General features: G+C 58.3%; 15 protein-coding genes. 12 read left to right on the top strand and 3 right to left on the bottom strand.

Annotated features, from left to right (window positions below):
* Window positions 1-4: 4 nt before the first annotated feature.
* From ACCC84_RS09200 to ACCC84_RS09250, 11 genes are all read left to right on the top strand, one after another.
* A complete protein-coding gene (locus ACCC84_RS09200) occupies window positions 5-1,156 on the top strand; it encodes a hypothetical protein (protein WP_088499718.1) in 1,152 nt (383 codons plus the stop codon).
* A 3-nt stretch (window positions 1,157-1,159) separates the two neighbouring features.
* Entirely contained in the window at window positions 1,160-2,065 is a 906-nt protein-coding gene (locus ACCC84_RS09205) for a glycosyltransferase family 2 protein (RefSeq protein WP_004961675.1), read from the top strand.
* A 1-nt stretch (window position 2,066) separates the two neighbouring features.
* On the top strand, window positions 2,067-3,122 hold the full coding sequence (locus tag ACCC84_RS09210) for a glycosyltransferase family 4 protein (protein ID WP_004961679.1): 1,056 nt from the start codon (window positions 2,067-2,069) through the stop codon (window positions 3,120-3,122).
* 7 nt (window positions 3,123-3,129) lie between these two features.
* The gene (locus tag ACCC84_RS09215; RefSeq protein WP_371901775.1) at window positions 3,130-3,873 is read left to right on the top strand and encodes a glycosyltransferase family 2 protein; all 744 of its coding nucleotides are present in this window, start codon (window positions 3,130-3,132) and stop codon (window positions 3,871-3,873) included.
* On the top strand, window positions 3,870-5,735 hold the full coding sequence (locus tag ACCC84_RS09220; protein ID WP_371901776.1) for a carbohydrate-binding protein CenC: 1,866 nt from the start codon (window positions 3,870-3,872) through the stop codon (window positions 5,733-5,735). The genes ACCC84_RS09215 and ACCC84_RS09220 overlap by 4 nt, the downstream gene beginning before the upstream one ends.
* Window positions 5,736-6,073: 338 nt before the next feature.
* Window positions 6,074-9,835 (top strand): nitrate reductase subunit alpha, encoded by a 3,762-nt coding sequence (locus tag ACCC84_RS09225; protein WP_273869989.1) that lies wholly within the window; start codon window positions 6,074-6,076, stop codon window positions 9,833-9,835.
* Complete coding sequence (narH, locus tag ACCC84_RS09230; RefSeq protein WP_004961700.1) at window positions 9,832-11,373, top strand: nitrate reductase subunit beta; 1,542 nt, start codon at window positions 9,832-9,834, stop codon at window positions 11,371-11,373. Before ACCC84_RS09225 ends, narH begins: the two co-directional genes overlap by 4 nt.
* On the top strand, window positions 11,373-12,092 hold the full coding sequence (narJ, locus tag ACCC84_RS09235) for a nitrate reductase molybdenum cofactor assembly chaperone (RefSeq protein WP_004961704.1): 720 nt from the start codon (window positions 11,373-11,375) through the stop codon (window positions 12,090-12,092). The genes narH and narJ overlap by 1 nt, the downstream gene beginning before the upstream one ends.
* A 2-nt stretch (window positions 12,093-12,094) precedes the next feature.
* On the top strand, window positions 12,095-12,772 hold the full coding sequence (narI, locus tag ACCC84_RS09240; RefSeq protein WP_004961707.1) for a respiratory nitrate reductase subunit gamma: 678 nt from the start codon (window positions 12,095-12,097) through the stop codon (window positions 12,770-12,772).
* A 187-nt stretch (window positions 12,773-12,959) separates the two neighbouring features.
* The gene (locus ACCC84_RS09245; protein ID WP_198772899.1) at window positions 12,960-13,184 is read left to right on the top strand and encodes a hypothetical protein; all 225 of its coding nucleotides are present in this window, start codon (window positions 12,960-12,962) and stop codon (window positions 13,182-13,184) included.
* A complete protein-coding gene (locus ACCC84_RS09250; protein ID WP_198772898.1) occupies window positions 13,184-13,453 on the top strand; it encodes a hypothetical protein in 270 nt (89 codons plus the stop codon). Before ACCC84_RS09245 ends, ACCC84_RS09250 begins: the two co-directional genes overlap by 1 nt.
* Window positions 13,454-13,478: 25 nt before the next feature.
* Here the strand turns inward: ACCC84_RS09250 and ACCC84_RS09255 are convergent, their stop codons facing one another.
* From ACCC84_RS09255 to ACCC84_RS09265, 3 genes are read right to left on the bottom strand one after another with little or no spacing between them, the layout of a single operon-like run.
* Window positions 13,479-13,637, bottom strand: coding sequence for a DUF2474 domain-containing protein (locus ACCC84_RS09255; protein WP_371901777.1), 159 nt, complete (start codon window positions 13,635-13,637; stop codon window positions 13,479-13,481).
* Window positions 13,637-14,644 (bottom strand): cytochrome d ubiquinol oxidase subunit II, encoded by a 1,008-nt coding sequence (cydB, locus tag ACCC84_RS09260; RefSeq protein WP_004961716.1) that lies wholly within the window; start codon window positions 14,642-14,644, stop codon window positions 13,637-13,639. The genes ACCC84_RS09255 and cydB overlap by 1 nt, the downstream gene beginning before the upstream one ends.
* A 2-nt stretch (window positions 14,645-14,646) precedes the next feature.
* The gene (locus ACCC84_RS09265) at window positions 14,647-16,050 is read right to left on the bottom strand and encodes a cytochrome ubiquinol oxidase subunit I (protein WP_371901778.1); all 1,404 of its coding nucleotides are present in this window, start codon (window positions 16,048-16,050) and stop codon (window positions 14,647-14,649) included.
* Between the two features lie 152 nt (window positions 16,051-16,202).
* Here ACCC84_RS09265 and ACCC84_RS09270 point away from each other — a divergent pair, with 152 nt between their 5' ends.
* The gene (locus ACCC84_RS09270) at window positions 16,203-17,633 is read left to right on the top strand and encodes an aminotransferase-like domain-containing protein (RefSeq protein ID WP_371901779.1); all 1,431 of its coding nucleotides are present in this window, start codon (window positions 16,203-16,205) and stop codon (window positions 17,631-17,633) included.
* The last annotated feature ends 666 nt before the right edge of the window (window positions 17,634-18,299 follow it).

The following is an 18,299-nucleotide window of genomic DNA, read 5'->3' on the forward strand; positions in this document are numbered from 1 at the left end:
GCCGATGCACAAACCAATTTCCGCCGTACCACGGCAATGCGCCGACCAGGCAGGGGGATCGCAACGGGTTATCGACCAGACGGTGATGTTGACCTTTTTGCTGATCTTCTTTTTTAAAACCTTTTTAACCTCCGGCGCGTTTGATAATGCGCCGATCGCGCAGGCGGTGAAGGTGCTGAACGGCATCATGCTGCTGTACGTCGGCTATGCGTTTACCGTCGCCACGCGCCGGGAAAAGGGCCTGCTGGGCGGTTTTATACTGCTGTTCATGTTGAATATGGCAACCGGGCACGGGGATTATCTGTTTGGCGTGGTGTTCAGCATTGCCTTTCTGATTCTGTCGCGGGTCGATCTGCCACGCGCCGGGGCCATTTTTGTCATCGCCTACGTCAGCAGCGCGGCGCTGGTGGCGTTGCCGTACCTGCTATACACCGACAGCTTCGTTTATCTGGACGAACGCTACGGCAATCGCCTGACGCTGGGGTTTGATAATCCCAATACGCTGGCGTATTACCTGTTCGCGTTGTTGGCGATGCTGTTATGCCTGCTGGATCGCGCCGCGCTCAGCCGTGGCATCAAGAACCTGGCCGCCTTGTTGCTGGCGGTGATGCTGTTGCCGATCCTGATGTACTCCTATTCGCGCACCTATTTGCTGCTGGCGCTGTTGCTGGTGGCGCTGTTCTGGCTGGCACCGCTGTGGCGCCTGGCGCCTGGCCGCAAGTTCTGCAGCGTATTGCTGTTGACGCTGTTGCTGATCCAGTTTGTCAGCGTGCTGCGCTGGGGAGCCAACCCGGCGCTGGATGCGCTGCTGAATCAGGCATTGACCGGGCGCATCTGGTTTTCCTGGCAGATGTTCCAGGCGCTGGGGCTGCCCAATCCGCTATTTGGTCAGAATATTGACGCCTACAAGCCGGTCGACTTTTTCTATTTTGCGCTGTTTTATTCCGCCGGCGCTCTCGCGTCGCTGTGGCTGCTGTGGGTTTACTGCCGTCTGTTGGCTAATTTGGCTTTTCTGAGCCGTTTTATGCGCTGGGTGGTCGCGGTGTTTTTATTGACCACCTTTACTGAAACCTATTTTTTGGTCCCGGTATTCAATATTTCCCTGTTACTGCTGTACCGGGCGAAAAAAGACTTTTCCCCCTTAACGTTGAGGTAAGAAATGGACTTCTCAATTGTTATTCCCATCTATAACAGCGCAGGTTATTTACCGACCACGCTGACGCGGATTTTTAACGCCTGCCAGGGGTTCGATTACCAGATTGTATTGGTGGATGACTGCTCGGATGCCGAAGATATTGCACAGGTGCGGCAACTGGCGGCGGCCAACAGTCAGGTGATGCTGCACGAAAAGACGCAAAAAAGTAATGCCGCGGTTTCGCGCAATCTGGGGGCGCAGCTGGCGCAGGCCGAGGTGGTGTTTTTCCTCGACTCGGATGATTATTTCACCACCAACTATATTATTCGCCGCCTCAAGCGTCATGAGGATGTCAGCATCGACATCATTTTTGGCAACTATGCCGAAGTGCGCGGCGAGTCGGTACGCGACTACGCCTACCAGTATAAAAGCGGCTCGGCCGGAGAAGATTTTCTGTTTCTGGAAATGGGCGATATCCGTTCTTCGACCATCAGCATGCGCAAACACGGCGACCGGCGTTTCCTGTTCCCGGAGTTCCTTTATAAGCATCAGGACTGGGGATTTCTGGTCAACGCCACCAACCTTGGCGCCAACGTGGTGCACGATGCCGGCAGCGGTGTCTTTCTCGACGTCGGACGCAGTGGACGCATGACCGGCACGTTGAACCTGGACGCCAGCGACCGTTTTATCGACACCTTTTTACGCCCCAGCGATCGCCACATCAGCGGCTTTGCCTGCAAGCACCTGTTGGCGTCACTGTACAGCGAAAATCAGCAGGCCTTCACCTATTACTCATCGCGTATCGTGCGCCACACCCTGAGCGGCAAATTCAAGGTGATAAAACTGTATGGCGACTGGCTGGCGCGGCTGGGGCTGTTCCCGATCGGCGGTCGACTGCTGCGCAATGCGCGCAACGGTTTCAGGAGGTGATATGCCGCAACGAAACATTGCCATAGTGATTGAAAACATGGCGGGCAAGGGCGGCACCGAACGGGTTGCCAGCGGGCTGGCCAATGCGTTGGCGCGCCAGGCCGGACAGCGAGTAACGCTGTTTTCCATCAGCGGCGATCGCACCTTTTTTCCGTTGGAGGATGCGGTCTTGCTGCGCTTTTTGGCCGGCCGCACGCCGCTCTGGCCGTGGCGGCTTGCCTGGACGCTGCGGCGCGGGCGTTTTGACGCCATCATCATCGTTTCCATGGGCCGACTGTCGGCGATTAGCGTGCCGTACCTGCGCCTGCTGTGCCCGCATAGTCGGTTGGTGCTGAGTGAGCACGTCAGTTTCCACCAGTACCCCTGGCCGATGAAGTGGCTGAAGCTGTTGGTTTACCGCCTGAGCGACCAGGTGGTTTTGCTGACCCGGCAAGATCGCGACGTTATCGCCCGGCGCATCGGCGGCAACAAATGCCAGGTGATCGAGAATGTGTCGCCGTTTGCGGCGCAGCCGCCAGATCTCGGGCAACGAGGCAAGGTGGCGTTGGCGATGGGCCGGCTCAGCCCGCAGAAGGGCTTCGATCGGCTGATCGACATCTGGCGCAGCGTGGCGCAGCAGGCACCGGACTGGCAGTTGCTGATTGTCGGCGACGGGCCGGATCGCGCCGCGCTGCAACGGCAGATTATCGAATGCGGCCTGCAACGGCAGGTGCGCCTGCTGCCGGCAACCCGGGATGTAACGGCGTATTACCGCCGTGCCAGCCTGACGCTGATGACCTCCCGCTATGAAGGGCTGCCGATGGTACTGATTGAATCGATGAGCTTCGGCTTGCCGCTGGTGGCCTATGACTGTCTGACCGGGCCGGCGCAGCTGATCGAGCCCGACGTCAACGGCTATCTGGTGCCGGAGGGCGATCGGCAGCAGTTTTGCCAATGCGTGCTGACGCTGATCGACGATGAACCACTGCGCCGGCGTTTTTCCGCCGCGTCGCTGGCCAAGGCGCAGCGTTTTGCGCCAGAACGCATTTATCCCCAATGGCAGCACATCATTACGTGAGGAAAACATGGAAAAAGTGTCAATCATCATGCCGGCCTACAATGCCGCGGCCTCGATCAATGCGTCGATACTCGGCGTGCTCAACCAGCGTTTCAGCGACTATCACCTGTACGTGATTGATGATGCCTCTAGCGACAACACCGCCGAGATGGTCAAACCGTACATTCACGATCGGCTGACCTATATTCGCAATCGGCAGAACTACGGGGTAGCGGAGACGCGTAATATCGGCATAGAAGCGGCACGCGGCGACTATCTGGCCTTTTGCGACAGTGACGATGTCTGGCACCACAGCAAACTGGCGCGTCAGGTTGAAATACTGCAATCCGAGCGTTATGACGTGGTGTGTTCGCATTACTACACCTTTGAAAACGATCCGCAGTGCGTCAAGAATTACCGTGGCGCAGAAGAGATCATCGGCTATCAGGATATGTTGAAGAGCAACTGGATCGGCAACCTGACCGGCATCTATAACCAGCGCCGTACCGGTAAGGTGTATCAGCAAAATCTGGGGCACGAAGATTACCTGATGTGGCTGGCGATCCTGCGTAAGGCGCGCAACAGCCTGGCTTACTGCATTCCCGAACCGCTGGCATTTTATCGGCTTTCCGATCAGTCGCTGTCAGGCAATAAAATCAAGGCGGCGGACTGGCAGTGGAAAATCTATCGCAATCATCTGGGCCTGTCGTATCAAAAATCCTGCCTGCTGTTCTTTGCCTATCTGTTCAACGCGGCGATGAAAAGACAATGAGCACCGGCAATCCGTATCGTGCGCTGCTGCTGGCCAGTTGCTGGCTGGCCGCGGGGGCGCAGGCAAACGTCTGTGCGCCGAACCTGCTGATCAATCCCGGCTTTGAACAGGGGGCGCAAGCCTGGCGCAGCGCAGGGGCGCGGGTTGTGGCCGCGGGGCGCGGTGGTGGCGCGGCGCTGTATTATCGGCCTTCGCCTGCCGAGGGTTACCACACCTTCAGTCAGCGGCTGTCGGTGCAACCGGGGCAGACGATCGACTTTGGCGCCTGGATCCGCGTGCATAATGTGCGCGGAGCCACGGGCGACAACGGTGCCAGCGTCTACCTGCAAAGCTTCGATGCGCAAGGGCGGTTTCTGGAGGGCAGCTACCCGCGGGGCGTTAGCGGTAGCGCCGACTGGCAGCCTATCCGCGCCCGATATACCGTGCCGGCGCAGGCGGCCCGGGTTACGCTGGGGGTCTACCTGCGCCGTTATAGCAGCGGCGAGGCGTGGTTTGACGATCTGTACGCCTGCGTGCGGCCGCCACAGCCGGCGCTGTATCCGCTGGGTGTCGGGCAAAACGGCAACGCGCAGACGCTGATCGAGGTCGCGTCTGCACAGCGCGTACAGGTAGACAGTCGCCTGCTTGACCGCCAGGGGCGTACCATCAAAAGCAGCTCGCAGCGGTTGCAGATAGACAAACGCCATCGGTTGCAGTTTGACCTGCCGCCGGCGCTGCCGGCCGGGGAATATCGTCTGCGTCAGCAAGTCACGGCGACGATGGCGCCGCAGGGGCCAAGCAGCGAAGTACCGCTTGAACTGGGCCTGCCAGCGGCGGCGGTGAGCATCGACGCCGACGGGTTTACCCGCAAGGCCGGGCAGCGCATTTTCCCGTTGGGCATTTATGCCGACATAACCAGCGAGCGGCATCTGGCGCGTATCGCCGCCGCCGGGTTCAACAGCGTGCTGAATTACAACTATGGCAACGGCAAAGATCCCTATGGTTTTTTCCGTCGTGCACAACGCCAGGGATTGCAGGTGATCTATTCGCTGAAAGACCTGTATCCCGGTAGCCGTTTCGCACCGCCGACGCGCTCGGGCTATCCGGCATTGGCCGCCTGGCAGGTGATGCGGCTGAAAGGCCAGCCCAATCTGCTGGCCTGGTATATCAACGATGAGCTGGGGCCGGAATACCTTGGGCAGATTGTCGCCAGGCAGCGGCAAATCCGTCGTCTGGACCGCGACCATCCGACCTTCCAGGTGTTGAACAAGACCGCGGATCTGGACGCCTATTACCATGGCGCAGATATTCTGGCGACCGATCCGTACCCGGTGGGCGTGGATGACGATCTGACCCGCACCACGCGTTATACCGCGTTGACGGTGCAGGCTGCCAGGCGGGTCAAGGGGGCCTGGGTGGTGATTCAAATCATGGATCACGCCGCCTATGATCCCCGCCGTCGGCCACACCAACCGAATGAAGACGAGATCCGCAGTCAGGCCTGGCAGGCGCTGATCGGCGGTGCCAATGGCCTGCTGTTTTACTCCTATACCGATCTGTTCTATCGGCGCCAGCAGGGGCGTCTCTATCCGCAGGCGCAGGCCGACAACTGGCGCGGCGTGGCGGCGGTGGCGTTGCAGATCAAGAGCTTTACCCCGTATCTGCTTAGCGGCCGGCGTTTAACGCCGATCGGCAGCAACCCGGCGATCCCGGCGCGCATCTTTGCCGACCAGCGGCGCGCCTTGCTGTTGGTGACCAACCCGTTTTATCGCCCGGTGACGCTGCGGCTGCAATTACCGGCGGGCTGGCATCATCAGGGGGCGACGACGCTGACCCTGTCGCTGCCGGCGGTCGGTTCCCGTAGCCTGTGGCTGAACCGCTAAGCAAGCATTCCGATGCGCGATGCCGCCGGCGCATCGCGCGTCTACCTCCAAATATCCCTCCCCCTCAGGATACCCGTCGCCTGGCAAGGATGTTTTTATAATTATGTTATTAATCAATGAGTAATGCTGTTTTTTGGCGTTAATCCTTTGGTGGTATTTTCTGTTTTCCGTCGCCGTTTCCCCGGTATTCCCTTGATCACAATCAAATTGTTGGCGCTGAGGCAAAAGTAGGCTGGCCGCAGAGTGAGCAATGTCGATACCCGTCGTTTGCACCCTGTCAGACATTGGTTGAGCGCCCGGGTATACCTACAACGAGAGAGCCTTCAGGAGAACTCCGGATGAGCAAGTTTTTAGACCGGTTCCGCTATTTCAAGCAGTTGGCCGAGCCGTTTTCCGGCGAGCATGGTCAGACGCTGAACGCCAACCGCGACTGGGAAGACGGCTATCGCAGCCGCTGGCAACACGATAAAGTGGTGCGTTCCACCCACGGGGTAAACTGTACCGGCTCGTGCAGCTGGAAAATTTACGTGAAGAATGGCCTGGTCACCTGGGAAACCCAGCAGACCGATTATCCGCGTACCCGTCCCGATCTGCCCAACCACGAACCGCGTGGCTGCCCGCGTGGCGCCAGTTATTCGTGGTATCTGTACAGTGCCAACCGCCTGAAATATCCGCTGATGCGCAAACGCCTGATGAAACTGTGGCGCGAGGCCAAAGCGCAGCACAGCGATCCGGTCGATGCCTGGGGCTCGATCGTTGCCGACCCGGAAAAAGCCAAAAGCTACAAAGTGGCGCGCGGTCGCGGTGGTTTTGTGCGCTCCAGCTGGCAAGAGGTTAACGAACTGATCGCCGCGTCTAACGTGTACACCGCCAAAACCTTTGGCCCGGACCGGATTATCGGTTTTTCGCCGATTCCGGCAATGTCGATGGTGTCATATGCCGCCGGGGCGCGTTATCTGTCGCTGATTGGCGGTACCTGTCTGAGTTTCTACGATTGGTACTGCGATTTGCCACCGGCCTCGCCGATGACCTGGGGTGAACAGACCGACGTCCCGGAATCCGCTGACTGGTACAATTCGTCATACATCATTGCCTGGGGTTCCAACGTGCCACAGACGCGTACCCCGGATGCGCACTTCTTTACCGAAGTGCGTTACAAAGGCACCAAAACCGTGGCGGTCACGCCAGATTATGCGGAGGTTGCCAAGCTGTGCGACCACTGGCTGAATCCGAAGCAGGGCACGGACAGCGCCATGGCACTGGCGATGGGCCACGTGATGCTCAAGGAGTTCCACCTCGATCGTCAGGTCGGTTATTTCCGCGATTACCTGCGCCGCTATACCGATATGCCGATGCTGGTGCTGCTGGAGCCGCGCGAAGCCGGCCACTATGCCGCCGGCCGTATGCTGCGTGCCAGCGACCTGGTCGACGCCCTGGGGCAGGACAACAACCCTGAATGGAAAACCATTGCGCTCGATCGGCACACCGGCCAACTGGTAGCGCCGCAAGGCTCTATCGGTTTCCGTTGGGGCGAGCAGGGCAAATGGAATCTTGAACAGCGCGAAGGTCAGCATCAGCAGGAGGTTGAGCTGCAACTGAGCCTGCTGGATGCGCATGATGAGGTAGTCGAGGTCGGTTTCCCGTATTTCGGCGGCGTGGAAAGCGAACATTTCAACAGCGTGGCGCTGCAACAGATCCTGCTGCATAAGCTGCCGGTCAAGCGTCTGCAACTGGCGGACGGCAGCGAGGCGCTGGTTACCAGCGTATACGATCTGACGCTGGCCAACTACGGTCTTGAACGTGGGCTGAACGACGACAACTGTGCGGCGAACTACGACGATATCAAGGCCTATTCTCCCGCCTGGGCGGAGCAAATCACCGGCGTTTCGCGCCAGAACATCATCCGCATTGCGCGCGAGTTTGCCGAGAACGCCGAAAAAACCCACGGTCGTTCGATGATCATCGTCGGTGCCGGTATGAACCACTGGTATCACATGGACATGAACTACCGTGGGCTGATCAATATGCTGATCTTCTGCGGCTGTGTCGGCCAGAGCGGTGGCGGCTGGGCGCACTACGTCGGTCAGGAAAAACTGCGGCCACAGACCGGCTGGTTACCGCTGGCGTTCGGCCTGGACTGGCAGCGACCGCCGCGCCAGATGAACGGTACCTCGTTCTTCTATAACCACTCCAGTCAGTGGCGCTACGAAACCGTCGGTACCGAAGAACTGCTGTCGCCGCTGGCGGATAAATCACGCTTCGGTGGCAGTCTGATTGACCTTAACGTGCGCGCCGAGCGCATGGGGTGGCTACCGTCGGCACCGCAGCTGGACGTCAACCCGCTGCATATCGCCGCGCAGGCCAAGGCCGCCGGCCAGTCGCCGCTGGATTACACCGTTGACAGCCTTAAACAGGGGACGTTGCGCTTTGCCGCCGAACAGCCGGACAATCCGCAGAACTTCCCGCGTAACCTGTTTGTCTGGCGTTCTAACCTGCTGGGCTCTTCCGGCAAGGGCCACGAATACATGCTGAAGTACCTGCTGGGAACCGAGAATGGCATTCAGGGCCAGGATCTGGGCCAACAGGGCGGGGTGAAGCCGCAAGAGGTGGAATGGCAGGATAACGGCGGCGAAGGCAAACTGGATCTGGTGGTGACGCTCGACTTCCGCATGTCCAGCACCTGCCTGTATTCCGATATCGTCTTGCCAACCGCCACCTGGTATGAAAAGGACGACATGAATACTTCGGATATGCATCCGTTTATTCACCCGCTGTCGGCGGCGGTCGATCCAGCCTGGGAATCGAAAAGCGACTGGGAGATTTACAAAGGCATCGCCAAAACCTTCTCCGAGGTGTGCGTCGGCCATCTGGGACAGGAAACCGACGTGGTGACCTTGCCTATCCAGCACGATTCCGCCGCCGAATTGGCACAGCCATTTGGCGTACAGGACTGGAAACGCGGTGAATGCGATCTGATCCCGGGGAAAACCGCGCCGCACATCATGCTGGTGGAGCGTGACTATCCGGCCACCTACCAGCGTTTTACCTCGCTTGGCCCGTTGCTGGATCGGCTCGGCAACGGCGGTAAAGGCATCGGCTGGAATACCCAGACCGAAGTCGATTTCCTGAAAAAACTCAATTACGTCAAGACCGACGGCCCGGCTATCGGTCGGCCGAAGATCGAAAGCGCCATTGACGCCGCCGAGGTGATCCTGTCGCTGGCACCGGAAACCAACGGTCAGGTTGCGGTCAAGGCCTGGCAGGCGCTGAGCAAGGTTACCGGCCGTGACCATAGCCACCTGGCGCTGAACAAGGAAGACGAAAAGATTCGCTTTCGCGATATTCAGGCCCAGCCGCGCAAGATTATTTCCAGCCCGACCTGGTCTGGGCTGGAAGATGAACACGTGTCGTACAACGCCTGCTACACCAACGTACACGAGCTGATCCCCTGGCGCACGCTGAGCGGTCGCCAGCAGATTTATCAGGATCACGAATGGATGCGCGCCTTCGGCGAGAGCCTGTTGGTTTACCGCCCGCCGATCGACACCCGGGCTGCGCAGCCGCTGCTGAACCGCAAGCCGAACGGCAATAAAGAGAAGGCGCTCAACTTCCTGACGCCGCACCAGAAGTGGGGTATTCACTCCACCTATAGCGACAACCTGTTGATGCTGACGCTGTCGCGCGGTGGGCCGATTGTCTGGCTGAGCGAGGATGACGCCAAAGATCTGGGCATTGCCGACAACGACTGGATCGAAGCGTTCAACGCCAACGGCGCGCTGACCGCGCGTGCGGTGGTCAGTCAACGTATTCCGGCCGGCATGACCATGATGTATCACGCGCAGGAACGCATCGTGAATATTCCGGGCTCGGAAATCACCAGTCAGCGCGGCGGCATTCACAATTCGGTGACCCGCGTTTGCCCGAAACCGACCCATATGATCGGTGGCTACGCGCAGCTGAGCTACGGCTTCAACTATTACGGCACCGTCGGCTCCAACCGCGATGAGTTTGTGGTAGTGCGTAAAATGAACCGCATCGATTGGCTGGACGGGGAAGGTAACGACGATATGCAGGGCAGCCAGCAGGAGAAAAACCAATGAAAATACGTTCGCAAGTCGGCATGGTGCTGAACCTCGACAAATGCATCGGCTGCCACACCTGTTCGGTGACTTGTAAAAATGTCTGGACCAGCCGGGAAGGCGTGGAGTATGCCTGGTTCAACAACGTCGAAAGCAAGCCGGGCGTCGGTTATCCGCATGCCTGGGAAGATCAGGAAAAATGGCGTGGCGGCTGGATCCGAAAAATCAACGGCAAACTGGAGCCGCGCATGGGCGGCCGGGTGGGACTGTTGTCGAAGATCTTCGCCAACCCGGACGTACCGGCGCTGGACGACTACTATGAGCCGTTTGACTACGACTATCAGAATCTGCATAGCGCGCCGCAGGGCAAGCATCAGCCGATCGCCCGCCCGCGTTCGCTGATTACCGGTCAGCGGATGAAAAAGATCGAAAACGGCCCGAACTGGGAAGAGATCCTCGGCGGTGAGTTCGACAAACGTTCGAAGGATAAAAACTTCGACAATATGCAAAAGGCGATGTACGGCCAGTTCGAAAACACCTTCATGATGTATTTACCGCGTCTGTGCGAACACTGCCTCAATCCGGCGTGCGTGGCGACCTGTCCAAGCGGCGCTATCTATAAGCGCGGCGAGGACGGCATTGTGCTGATCGATCAAGACAAATGCCGGGGGTGGCGCATGTGTCTGACCGGCTGTCCGTACAAGAAAATCTATTTCAACTGGAAGAGCGGCAAGTCTGAAAAATGCATTTTCTGCTATCCGCGCATTGAAGCGGGGCAGCCGACCGTCTGTTCTGAAACCTGCGTTGGCCGCATTCGCTATCTCGGCGTGCTGCTGTATGACGCCGACCGCATTGAACAGGCGGCGGCAGCGGAAAACGAGCAGGATCTGTACCAGCGACAGTTGGATATCTTCCTCGATCCAAACGATCCGGCGGTGATTGCCCAGGCGTTGGCGGACGGTATACCGCAAAGCGTCATCGACGCGGCGCAGCAATCGCCGGTCTACAAGATGGCAATGGACTGGAAGCTGGCGCTGCCGCTGCACCCGGAATACCGTACCTTGCCAATGGTGTGGTATGTGCCGCCATTGTCGCCGATTCAGTCGGCGGCGGATGCCGGCGAGCTGGCGCACAGCGGCGTGCTGCCAGAGGTCGAAAGTCTGCGTATTCCGGTGCAGTATCTGGCCAATCTGCTGACCGCCGGCGACACCGCGCCGGTGCTGCTGGCGCTCAAGCGCATGCTGGCCATGCGCCACTACAAACGTGCTGAAACCGTCGACGGCGTGGTGGATACCCGTGCACTGGAACAGGTCGGTCTGAGCGAAGCGCAGGCGCAGGAAATGTACCGCTATCTGGCGATTGCCAACTACGAAGACCGCTTCGTGGTGCCCTCCAGTCACCGTGAGTTGGCACGTGAAGCCTTCCCGGAAAGCAAGGGCTGCGGTTTCAGTTTCGGTGACGGCTGCCACGGCAGCGACGGCAAGTTCAACCTGTTCAACAGCCGTCGTATTGACGCTATCGATATCAGCCAAAAAACGATCCGCAGGGAGGAGGTGTGATGATTGCTCTACGCATAATTGCGCGCCTGCTGGATTATCCGGACCGTCAACTCTGGGATCATCATCCGGAACTGCTGGCGGCGCTGGAGTCGGCCAACGAACTGGATTTGCACCATAGCGCCCAGCTGATTGGCTTTATCCACGCTTTCTGTTCGCGGCCATTGCTTGATGTGCAGGCGGAATATTGTGAGTTGTTCGATCGCGGTCGCGCCACCTCGCTGCTGCTGTTTGAGCACGTGCACGGCGAGTCGCGCGATCGTGGCCAGGCGATGGTTGACCTGATGGCGCAATACCGCGCCGAGGGGCTGGAAATCGACAGCCGCGAACTGCCGGATTTCCTGCCGCTGTACCTTGAATACCTGTCCGGCCGGGATAACAGTCCGGCGCGCGATGGCCTGTTGGATATTGCGCCGATTCTGGCACTGCTTGGTGCCCGTTTGCACCAGCGGCAAAGCCCTTATGGCGTGTTGTTCGATGTGCTGCTGGCACTGTCCGGCAGCGACGTGCAAACCCAGGCGCTGACAACGCAGGTGGCGCAAGAAGCGCGCGACGACACGCCGCAGGCGTTGGATGCGGTATGGGAAGAGGAGCAAATCCGCTTCCTTGGCGAACAGCCAGGCTGTGGCTCCGAACAGCAGAGCGCGCACCAGCGGCGTTTCGCCGGTGCGGTAGCGCCGCAATATCTCGATCTGGCGGCAACGGCAAGCAAAGGAAGATAACCATGCAATATTTGAATCAGTTTTTCTTTGATATTTACCCGTATCTGGCAGGGGCGGTTTTCCTGATCGGCAGCTGGTTGCGTTACGATTATGGTCAATACAGCTGGCGTGCCGGCTCCAGCCAGATGCTGGACAAGAAGGGGATGCGGCTGGCGTCCAACCTGTTTCACATTGGCATTATCGGCATCTTTGCCGGACACCTGTTAGGCATGCTGACGCCGCACTGGATGTACGCGTCTTTCTTGCCAATTGATGTGAAACAGAAACTGGCGATGATCGCCGGCGGAGCCTGCGGCGTGATGACGCTGATCGGTGGCGGACTGTTGCTGAAACGTCGGCTGACCAATCCGCGGGTGCGTGCCACCAGCAGTACCGGCGATATTCTGATCCTGACGCTGCTGGTGATACAAGTCTGTCTGGGTTTGCTGACGATTCCGTTCTCGGCTCAGCATATGGACGGCAGCGAGATGATGAAGCTGGTGGCTTGGGCGCAGGCGGTGGTGACCTTCCACGCAGGGGCATCGCAGCACCTGGTCGGGGTGGCGCCGATCTTCAAACTGCACATGGTGTTAGGCATGACGCTGTTTGTGCTGTTTCCGTTCTGCCGCCTGGTGCATATCTGGAGCGCGCCGGTGGAGTACCTGACGCGCCGCTATCAACTGGTGCGCAATCGCCGTTAATCCTGCTCTCCGCGCTGGCTGCAAGGCTGCCAGGCAGCGCGGATTTTCTTTTCTTCTTTTCTCTTGTATTTGATTTCACGCTAAAAACCTGCTGAATTTGCGAAGCGTTACGCAGTTCGCTAATTGAACCGCTGCGGCGATGGCGCTACAGTCTAGCCAGCTTAGTCAAGGCCACAGGAGGTGGATCATGCGTCGTTTGCCCTTACTGATTTCCAACGAGATTGATGACAGTTTAAATGCCATGGCCGCACGTCATGGCATCGCTAAAACGGAGGTGATCGTGAAGGCGTTTTCGTTACTGGCGTTGGCCGATCACCATTGGCTGAGACAGGATGGCACGACGCTTGCCGTGGTGCGCGACACCGAGGGCGGTGAGCTTGAGGTGATCGGCAAGGTACAGGGATTGTTTTAATGCGCGTAAAACGCCAGGAAAAACTGGTGAACGTTAGCGAGTTATACTGTGACACCAGTGCCACGTTTGACGAAATGGAACGGTTACGTCTGGCCAGACAGGTACTGGGCGGTCTGTTTGTCATTTGCGTCGGCGTGTTCGCCGCTCATGCCTATTGGGACGACAATCAGCCGCTGCGGCAGGTGTTCGAACTGCTGCGCATTGGTGCTTTGCCTTTGGTGACGCTGGTAGTGTCGTTCTATTTCCCGAACGGCGCCGCCGACAGATAATGCCGGCGGCGCAACAGGCAGGCGATCAGTGCGATTTCATGCCCGCAGCGCCCATCAGCAGGCGGAACAGCGAGGCGACAACGAACAGACCCAAGACGCTGGCGCTCCAGATAATTACCAGCCAGCTGAGTCGTTTCCACCACGGGGTGGCGTTGTTATTATCCTTCATGGTGGCCTCCTTCATCAGTGATAGCCGTGTTCATGGCTGACCTTGCCGCGGAACACGTAGTAGCTCCAGAAGGTGTAAACCAGAATAATCGGGATGATAAACAGCGCGCCAATCAGCATAAAGCCCAGGCTTTGCGGCGGTGAAGCCGCTTCCCACAGGCTGATTGACGGCGGGATCAGCAGCGGCCAGATGCTGATGCCCAACCCGCTCAAACCGAGGAACACCAACAGTAGCGTCAGCATAAACGGCGAATAGTGGGCGTTACGCTGTACGCCGCGGCGGATCCCCCAGGCGCTGAGCAATACCAGCAGCGGCACCGGCAGCAGCCAGAACAGGTTTGGCAGACTGAACCAGCGCTGGGCAATTTCCTCATGGGCGATGGGCGTCCAGATGCTGACGCCAGCCAGGATCGCCAATAGGGTCAGCAGCAGCGGGACTGCCAGCTGATACATGCGCGCCTGCAGTTCGCCGGCGGTCTTCATCACCAGCCAGGTGCAGCCGAGCAGGGCGTAAGCCACCACCAGCCCCAGACCGCAAAACAAGGCGAACGGCGTCAGCCAGTCGAGCGCACCGCCGGCGTAGCCCCGGTTTTCCACCGGGAAACCGTTAAGTATCGCGCCAACGACGATCCCCTGACAGAACGTCGCCAGCAACGAACCGCCGATAAACGCCTTGTCCCAGATATGCCGGCGATTTTCGCTGGCCTTGAAGCGAAACTCGAACGCCACGCCGCGGAAAATCAGGCCGATCAGCATCAGGGTCAGCGGGATTGCCAAGGCGTCGAGGATCACCGCGTAGGCCAGTGGGAAAGCGCCAAACAGTCCGGCACCGCCCAGCACCAGCCAGGTTTCGTTGCCATCCCATACCGGTGCGACGGTGTTCATCATTACATCGCGATCGCGGCTGGCCTTTACCCAGGGGAACAGGATGCCGATACCCAAATCGAAACCGTCCATCACCACGTACATCATGATGCTGAACACGATGATCAAAAACCAGATAAGCGGAAGATCGATACCCATGTTCAGCTCCTGTCGTCCAGATTTTCTTTTACAGCGGACAGCGGGCGCGCCGGTCGACCGTAGGTGTCGTCGGGCTGATGCCCCTCGTGGGTTTGTGGCCCCTTGCGGATCAGCCTCATCATATAAACGTAACCGACGCCGAACACCGAGCAATACACCACGATAAATGCCAACAGGCTGATGCTCATATGCAGTTCGCCGTGGGCGGAGACCGCATCCTTGGTCCGCAACAATCCGTAAACCACCCAGGGTTGGCGGCCTATTTCAGTGGTGAACCAACCCGCAAGCAGGGCGATCAGACCTGATGGCCCCATCCACAAGATGAAGTGCAGGAAGGGTCTGGAATGATACAACCCGCCGCGCCAGCGTAGCCACAGGCTCCAGACGCCGGCCAGGATCATCAGCATGCCCATGCCGACCATGATGCGGAAGGTCCAGAACACGATGGTGGAGTTGGGCCGGTCTTCCGGCGGGAAGGACTTCAGCGCCGGAATTTGCTCGGTCAGGCTATGCGTCAGGATCAGGCTGCCGAGTACCGGTATTTCCAGTTTGTAACGGGTTTCTTCCCGCTGCATATCCGGCCAGCCCACCAGGATCAGCGGCGTAGCTTCTCCCGGAGGATTCTCCCAGTGCCCCTCGATCGCCGCGATTTTTGCCGGTTGGTGTTTGAGGGTGTTCAGACCGTGGGCGTCGCCGATAAACGCCTGGATCGGGGCGACAATCAGCGCCATCCACATCGCCATTGACAGCATGGTGCGCATTGCCGGCGTATCGCGGCCACGCAACAGGTGCCAGGCGGCGGAGGCACCGACAAAGAACGCCGATGACAGGAACGCGGCGGTAGACATATGCAGCAAACGGTAAGGAAACGAAGGGTTAAATATCACTTTCAGCCAGTCAACCGGTACCACCTGACCATTAATGATTTCGTGCCCTTGTGGCGTTTGCATCCAGCTATTGGAGGCCAGGATCCAGAAGGTGGAAATCAGCGTGCCGAGCGCCACCATACAGGTAGCGAAAAAGTGCAGGCCAGGGCCGACGCGGTTCCAGCCAAACAGCATAACGCCAAGGAAGCCGGCTTCGAGGAAAAAGGCGGTCAGGACTTCATAGGTCAGCAGCGGCCCGGTGATACTGCCGGCAAATTCGGAGAAAAAGCTCCAGTTGGTGCCGAACTGATAGGCCATGACCAGTCCTGAAACAACGCCCATGCCAAAGTTGACGGCGAAGATTTTCGACCAGAAATGATACAGATCGCGATAGGCTTCGTTATGCGTCTTCAGCCATAACCCTTCCAGCACCGCCAGATAACTGGCTAATCCAATGGTGATGGCCGGGAACAGAATATGGAACGACACGGTAAAGGCGAACTGTATTCTGGCAAGCTCTAGTGCATCAAGACCCAGCATGGCGCCCCCTTGGTTTGGACATAATTTGACCTCTTCAGTATAGCGTTAATTCTAATGGGGAAAGCTTGGCGCCAAGTTAAGCATGGAGTACAGTAACTATAATAGTGACAGTTATTTCACTTTTCCCTATAACAGTTGGTGAGTGGCGCGATATGACAAGATATGAACAACTGGCGCAGCAGATCCGCGAGCAGATCCAGAATCGGGTATGGCGCGCCGGTGACAAATTGCCGTCGTTGCGTGAGAGTGGTAAACGTGCCGGTCTGAGTTTGATGACGGTAGTACAGTCTTATCAACTACTGGAAAGTCAGGGATGGATCGTGGCGCGACCGCAGTCGGGCTATTATGTGGCAGCGCGACCACAGCCGTTGCCGCAGGCCGAACGTGGCGAAAAACTGCTGTTGAGTGAACAGGTTGATATCAACGCCTTTATTTTCGACGTGCTGCAGGCGTGCAAGGATCCTGATATCGTGCCATTCGGTTCGGCTTTCCCCGACGCCACGCTGTTTGTACAACCCAAACTGGCGCGCGCGTTGAGCAGCGTTGCGCGCAAGTTTACCCCGCACAGCTCGCTGGCCAACCTACCGCCGGGCAATGATGCGCTGCGGCGCAATATCGCTCAGCGCTATGCCTTGAGCGGTATGCAGGTAGCGCCGGACGAAATCGTGATTACCGCCGGTGCCATGGAGTCGCTGAGCCTCAGTTTGCAGGCGGTGACGCAGCCGGGCGATTATGTGGCGATCGAGTCGCCGGCGTTCTACGGCGCGCTGCAGGCGCTGGAACGGCTGCGGCTGAAGGCGGTGGCGATTGCCACGCATCCGCAGTACGGCATTGATTTGGCCTCGCTTGAGCAGGCGTTGACGCAATACCCGATCAAGGCTTGTTGGTTGATGACCCATTTCCAGAATCCGCAGGGCGCCAGTATGCCGGAAGTCAACAAACAGCGACTGGTGACCATGCTGCGCCAGCGGCAGATTGCACTGATTGAGGACGACGTCTACGGCGAACTGTATTTCAGCGCCGAACGGCCATTGCCGGCCAAGGCGCTGGATAGCGACGGGCACATTTTACACTGTTCGTCGTTTTCCAAATGCCTGGCGCCAGGGTTCCGCGTGGGCTGGGTTGCTGCGGGGCAGCACGCGCCGCAGATTCAGCGCTTGCAACTGATGAGCACCGTGTCGGCCAGCGTGCCGACCCAGTTGGCCATCGCCGACTATCTGCTGCATGGGGGCTACGATACCCATCTGCGGCGCCTGCGTCGGCTGCTGGCGCAGCGTCAAAGCGCCATGCGGCAGGCCATCGCCCAGCATTTTCCGCCGACGGTCAAAGTCAGCCAGCCGGACGGCGGCTATTTTCTCTGGTTGGAGCTGGAGCCTTCGCTGTCGGCGATGGAACTGTATCAGCGGGCGTTGGCGTTGGGCGTCAGCATCGCGCCTGGGCGAATGTTTACTACCGGCAACCACTTTAACCACTGTTTTCGTCTTAACGCCTCGTTCGAATGGAACGACAGGCTGGATGCGGCGATCGCTACGCTGGCCTCGCTGATCCGCGCATTGAAACCGCAGCCAGCCAGCTCAGCGTAGATAAAATTCCCATGCCTCTCCGGTGGCCTGCTGCGTTTTTTCACTGATTTCCTCCAGGCGTTGCGGAGCCTCGACGCTTTTTGCAGTTCCTCCAGCGAGTTACTTGCCTCTTTTGGCTTGAGAGGGCCAATGGGCCTGACGCTGCCGTCATGCAGGGTTTGTAAAAAGGCCGCCACCTCACGGTTGACGTGAGCCTGTACTGGCAGTGCTTGTTTGGACATCGTTTCCTCCTTCAAGGGTCGCTGGCAGGCGCCAACAGCCGGGTATCGGCACGCTGTGCACATATAGACGAAGGGTGCGCGCGTCGGGCAAACGTCGTTGCGCACTGCAATAGCGCGCGGCTGCACCGAGGTGGAGCAAAAGTATGATTTTTACCGGGCGAAGCGAATTATTTTTTGCGAGCGCGATCAGAAAAAACGAATCTTTCTGTCAATGAATAGTATTTCGCCGCCAATGATGATTTCAGGCGCTATTTTTGCGTTTATTCATTATGAATGCATAAAAAATGAATACTTATGCAATATAACTTGTTGTTTTAACGAAAAAAAATGAGAAATGGCTCCCAAATCCCGCGTTGGCACGATAGCTGCTCTACACTCTTTATCAAACGGCATGTATTTTAACTACCCGTTAACATTTATTCCCCGTCTCTGGGGCTGTCAGGCG

It is taken from the genome of Serratia odorifera, from assembly GCF_041448735.1.
Taxonomy (GTDB): domain Bacteria; phylum Pseudomonadota; class Gammaproteobacteria; order Enterobacterales; family Enterobacteriaceae; genus Serratia_F; species Serratia_F odorifera.

Coding starts and splice junctions, on each gene's coding strand:
- ACCC84_RS09200 (WP_088499718.1), top strand. CDS start 5: ATGCACAAACCAATTTCCGCCGTACCACGGCAATGCGCCGACCAGGCA.
- ACCC84_RS09205 (WP_004961675.1), top strand. CDS start 1,160: ATGGACTTCTCAATTGTTATTCCCATCTATAACAGCGCAGGTTATTTA.
- ACCC84_RS09210 (WP_004961679.1), top strand. CDS start 2,067: ATGCCGCAACGAAACATTGCCATAGTGATTGAAAACATGGCGGGCAAG.
- ACCC84_RS09215 (WP_371901775.1), top strand. CDS start 3,130: ATGGAAAAAGTGTCAATCATCATGCCGGCCTACAATGCCGCGGCCTCG.
- ACCC84_RS09220 (WP_371901776.1), top strand. CDS start 3,870: ATGAGCACCGGCAATCCGTATCGTGCGCTGCTGCTGGCCAGTTGCTGG.
- ACCC84_RS09225 (WP_273869989.1), top strand. CDS start 6,074: ATGAGCAAGTTTTTAGACCGGTTCCGCTATTTCAAGCAGTTGGCCGAG.
- narH (WP_004961700.1), top strand. CDS start 9,832: ATGAAAATACGTTCGCAAGTCGGCATGGTGCTGAACCTCGACAAATGC.
- narJ (WP_004961704.1), top strand. CDS start 11,373: ATGATTGCTCTACGCATAATTGCGCGCCTGCTGGATTATCCGGACCGT.
- narI (WP_004961707.1), top strand. CDS start 12,095: ATGCAATATTTGAATCAGTTTTTCTTTGATATTTACCCGTATCTGGCA.
- ACCC84_RS09245 (WP_198772899.1), top strand. CDS start 12,960: ATGCGTCGTTTGCCCTTACTGATTTCCAACGAGATTGATGACAGTTTA.
- ACCC84_RS09250 (WP_198772898.1), top strand. CDS start 13,184: ATGCGCGTAAAACGCCAGGAAAAACTGGTGAACGTTAGCGAGTTATAC.
- ACCC84_RS09255 (WP_371901777.1), bottom strand. CDS start 13,637: ATGAAGGAGGCCACCATGAAGGATAATAACAACGCCACCCCGTGGTGG.
- cydB (WP_004961716.1), bottom strand. CDS start 14,644: ATGGGTATCGATCTTCCGCTTATCTGGTTTTTGATCATCGTGTTCAGC.
- ACCC84_RS09265 (WP_371901778.1), bottom strand. CDS start 16,050: ATGCTGGGTCTTGATGCACTAGAGCTTGCCAGAATACAGTTCGCCTTT.
- ACCC84_RS09270 (WP_371901779.1), top strand. CDS start 16,203: ATGACAAGATATGAACAACTGGCGCAGCAGATCCGCGAGCAGATCCAG.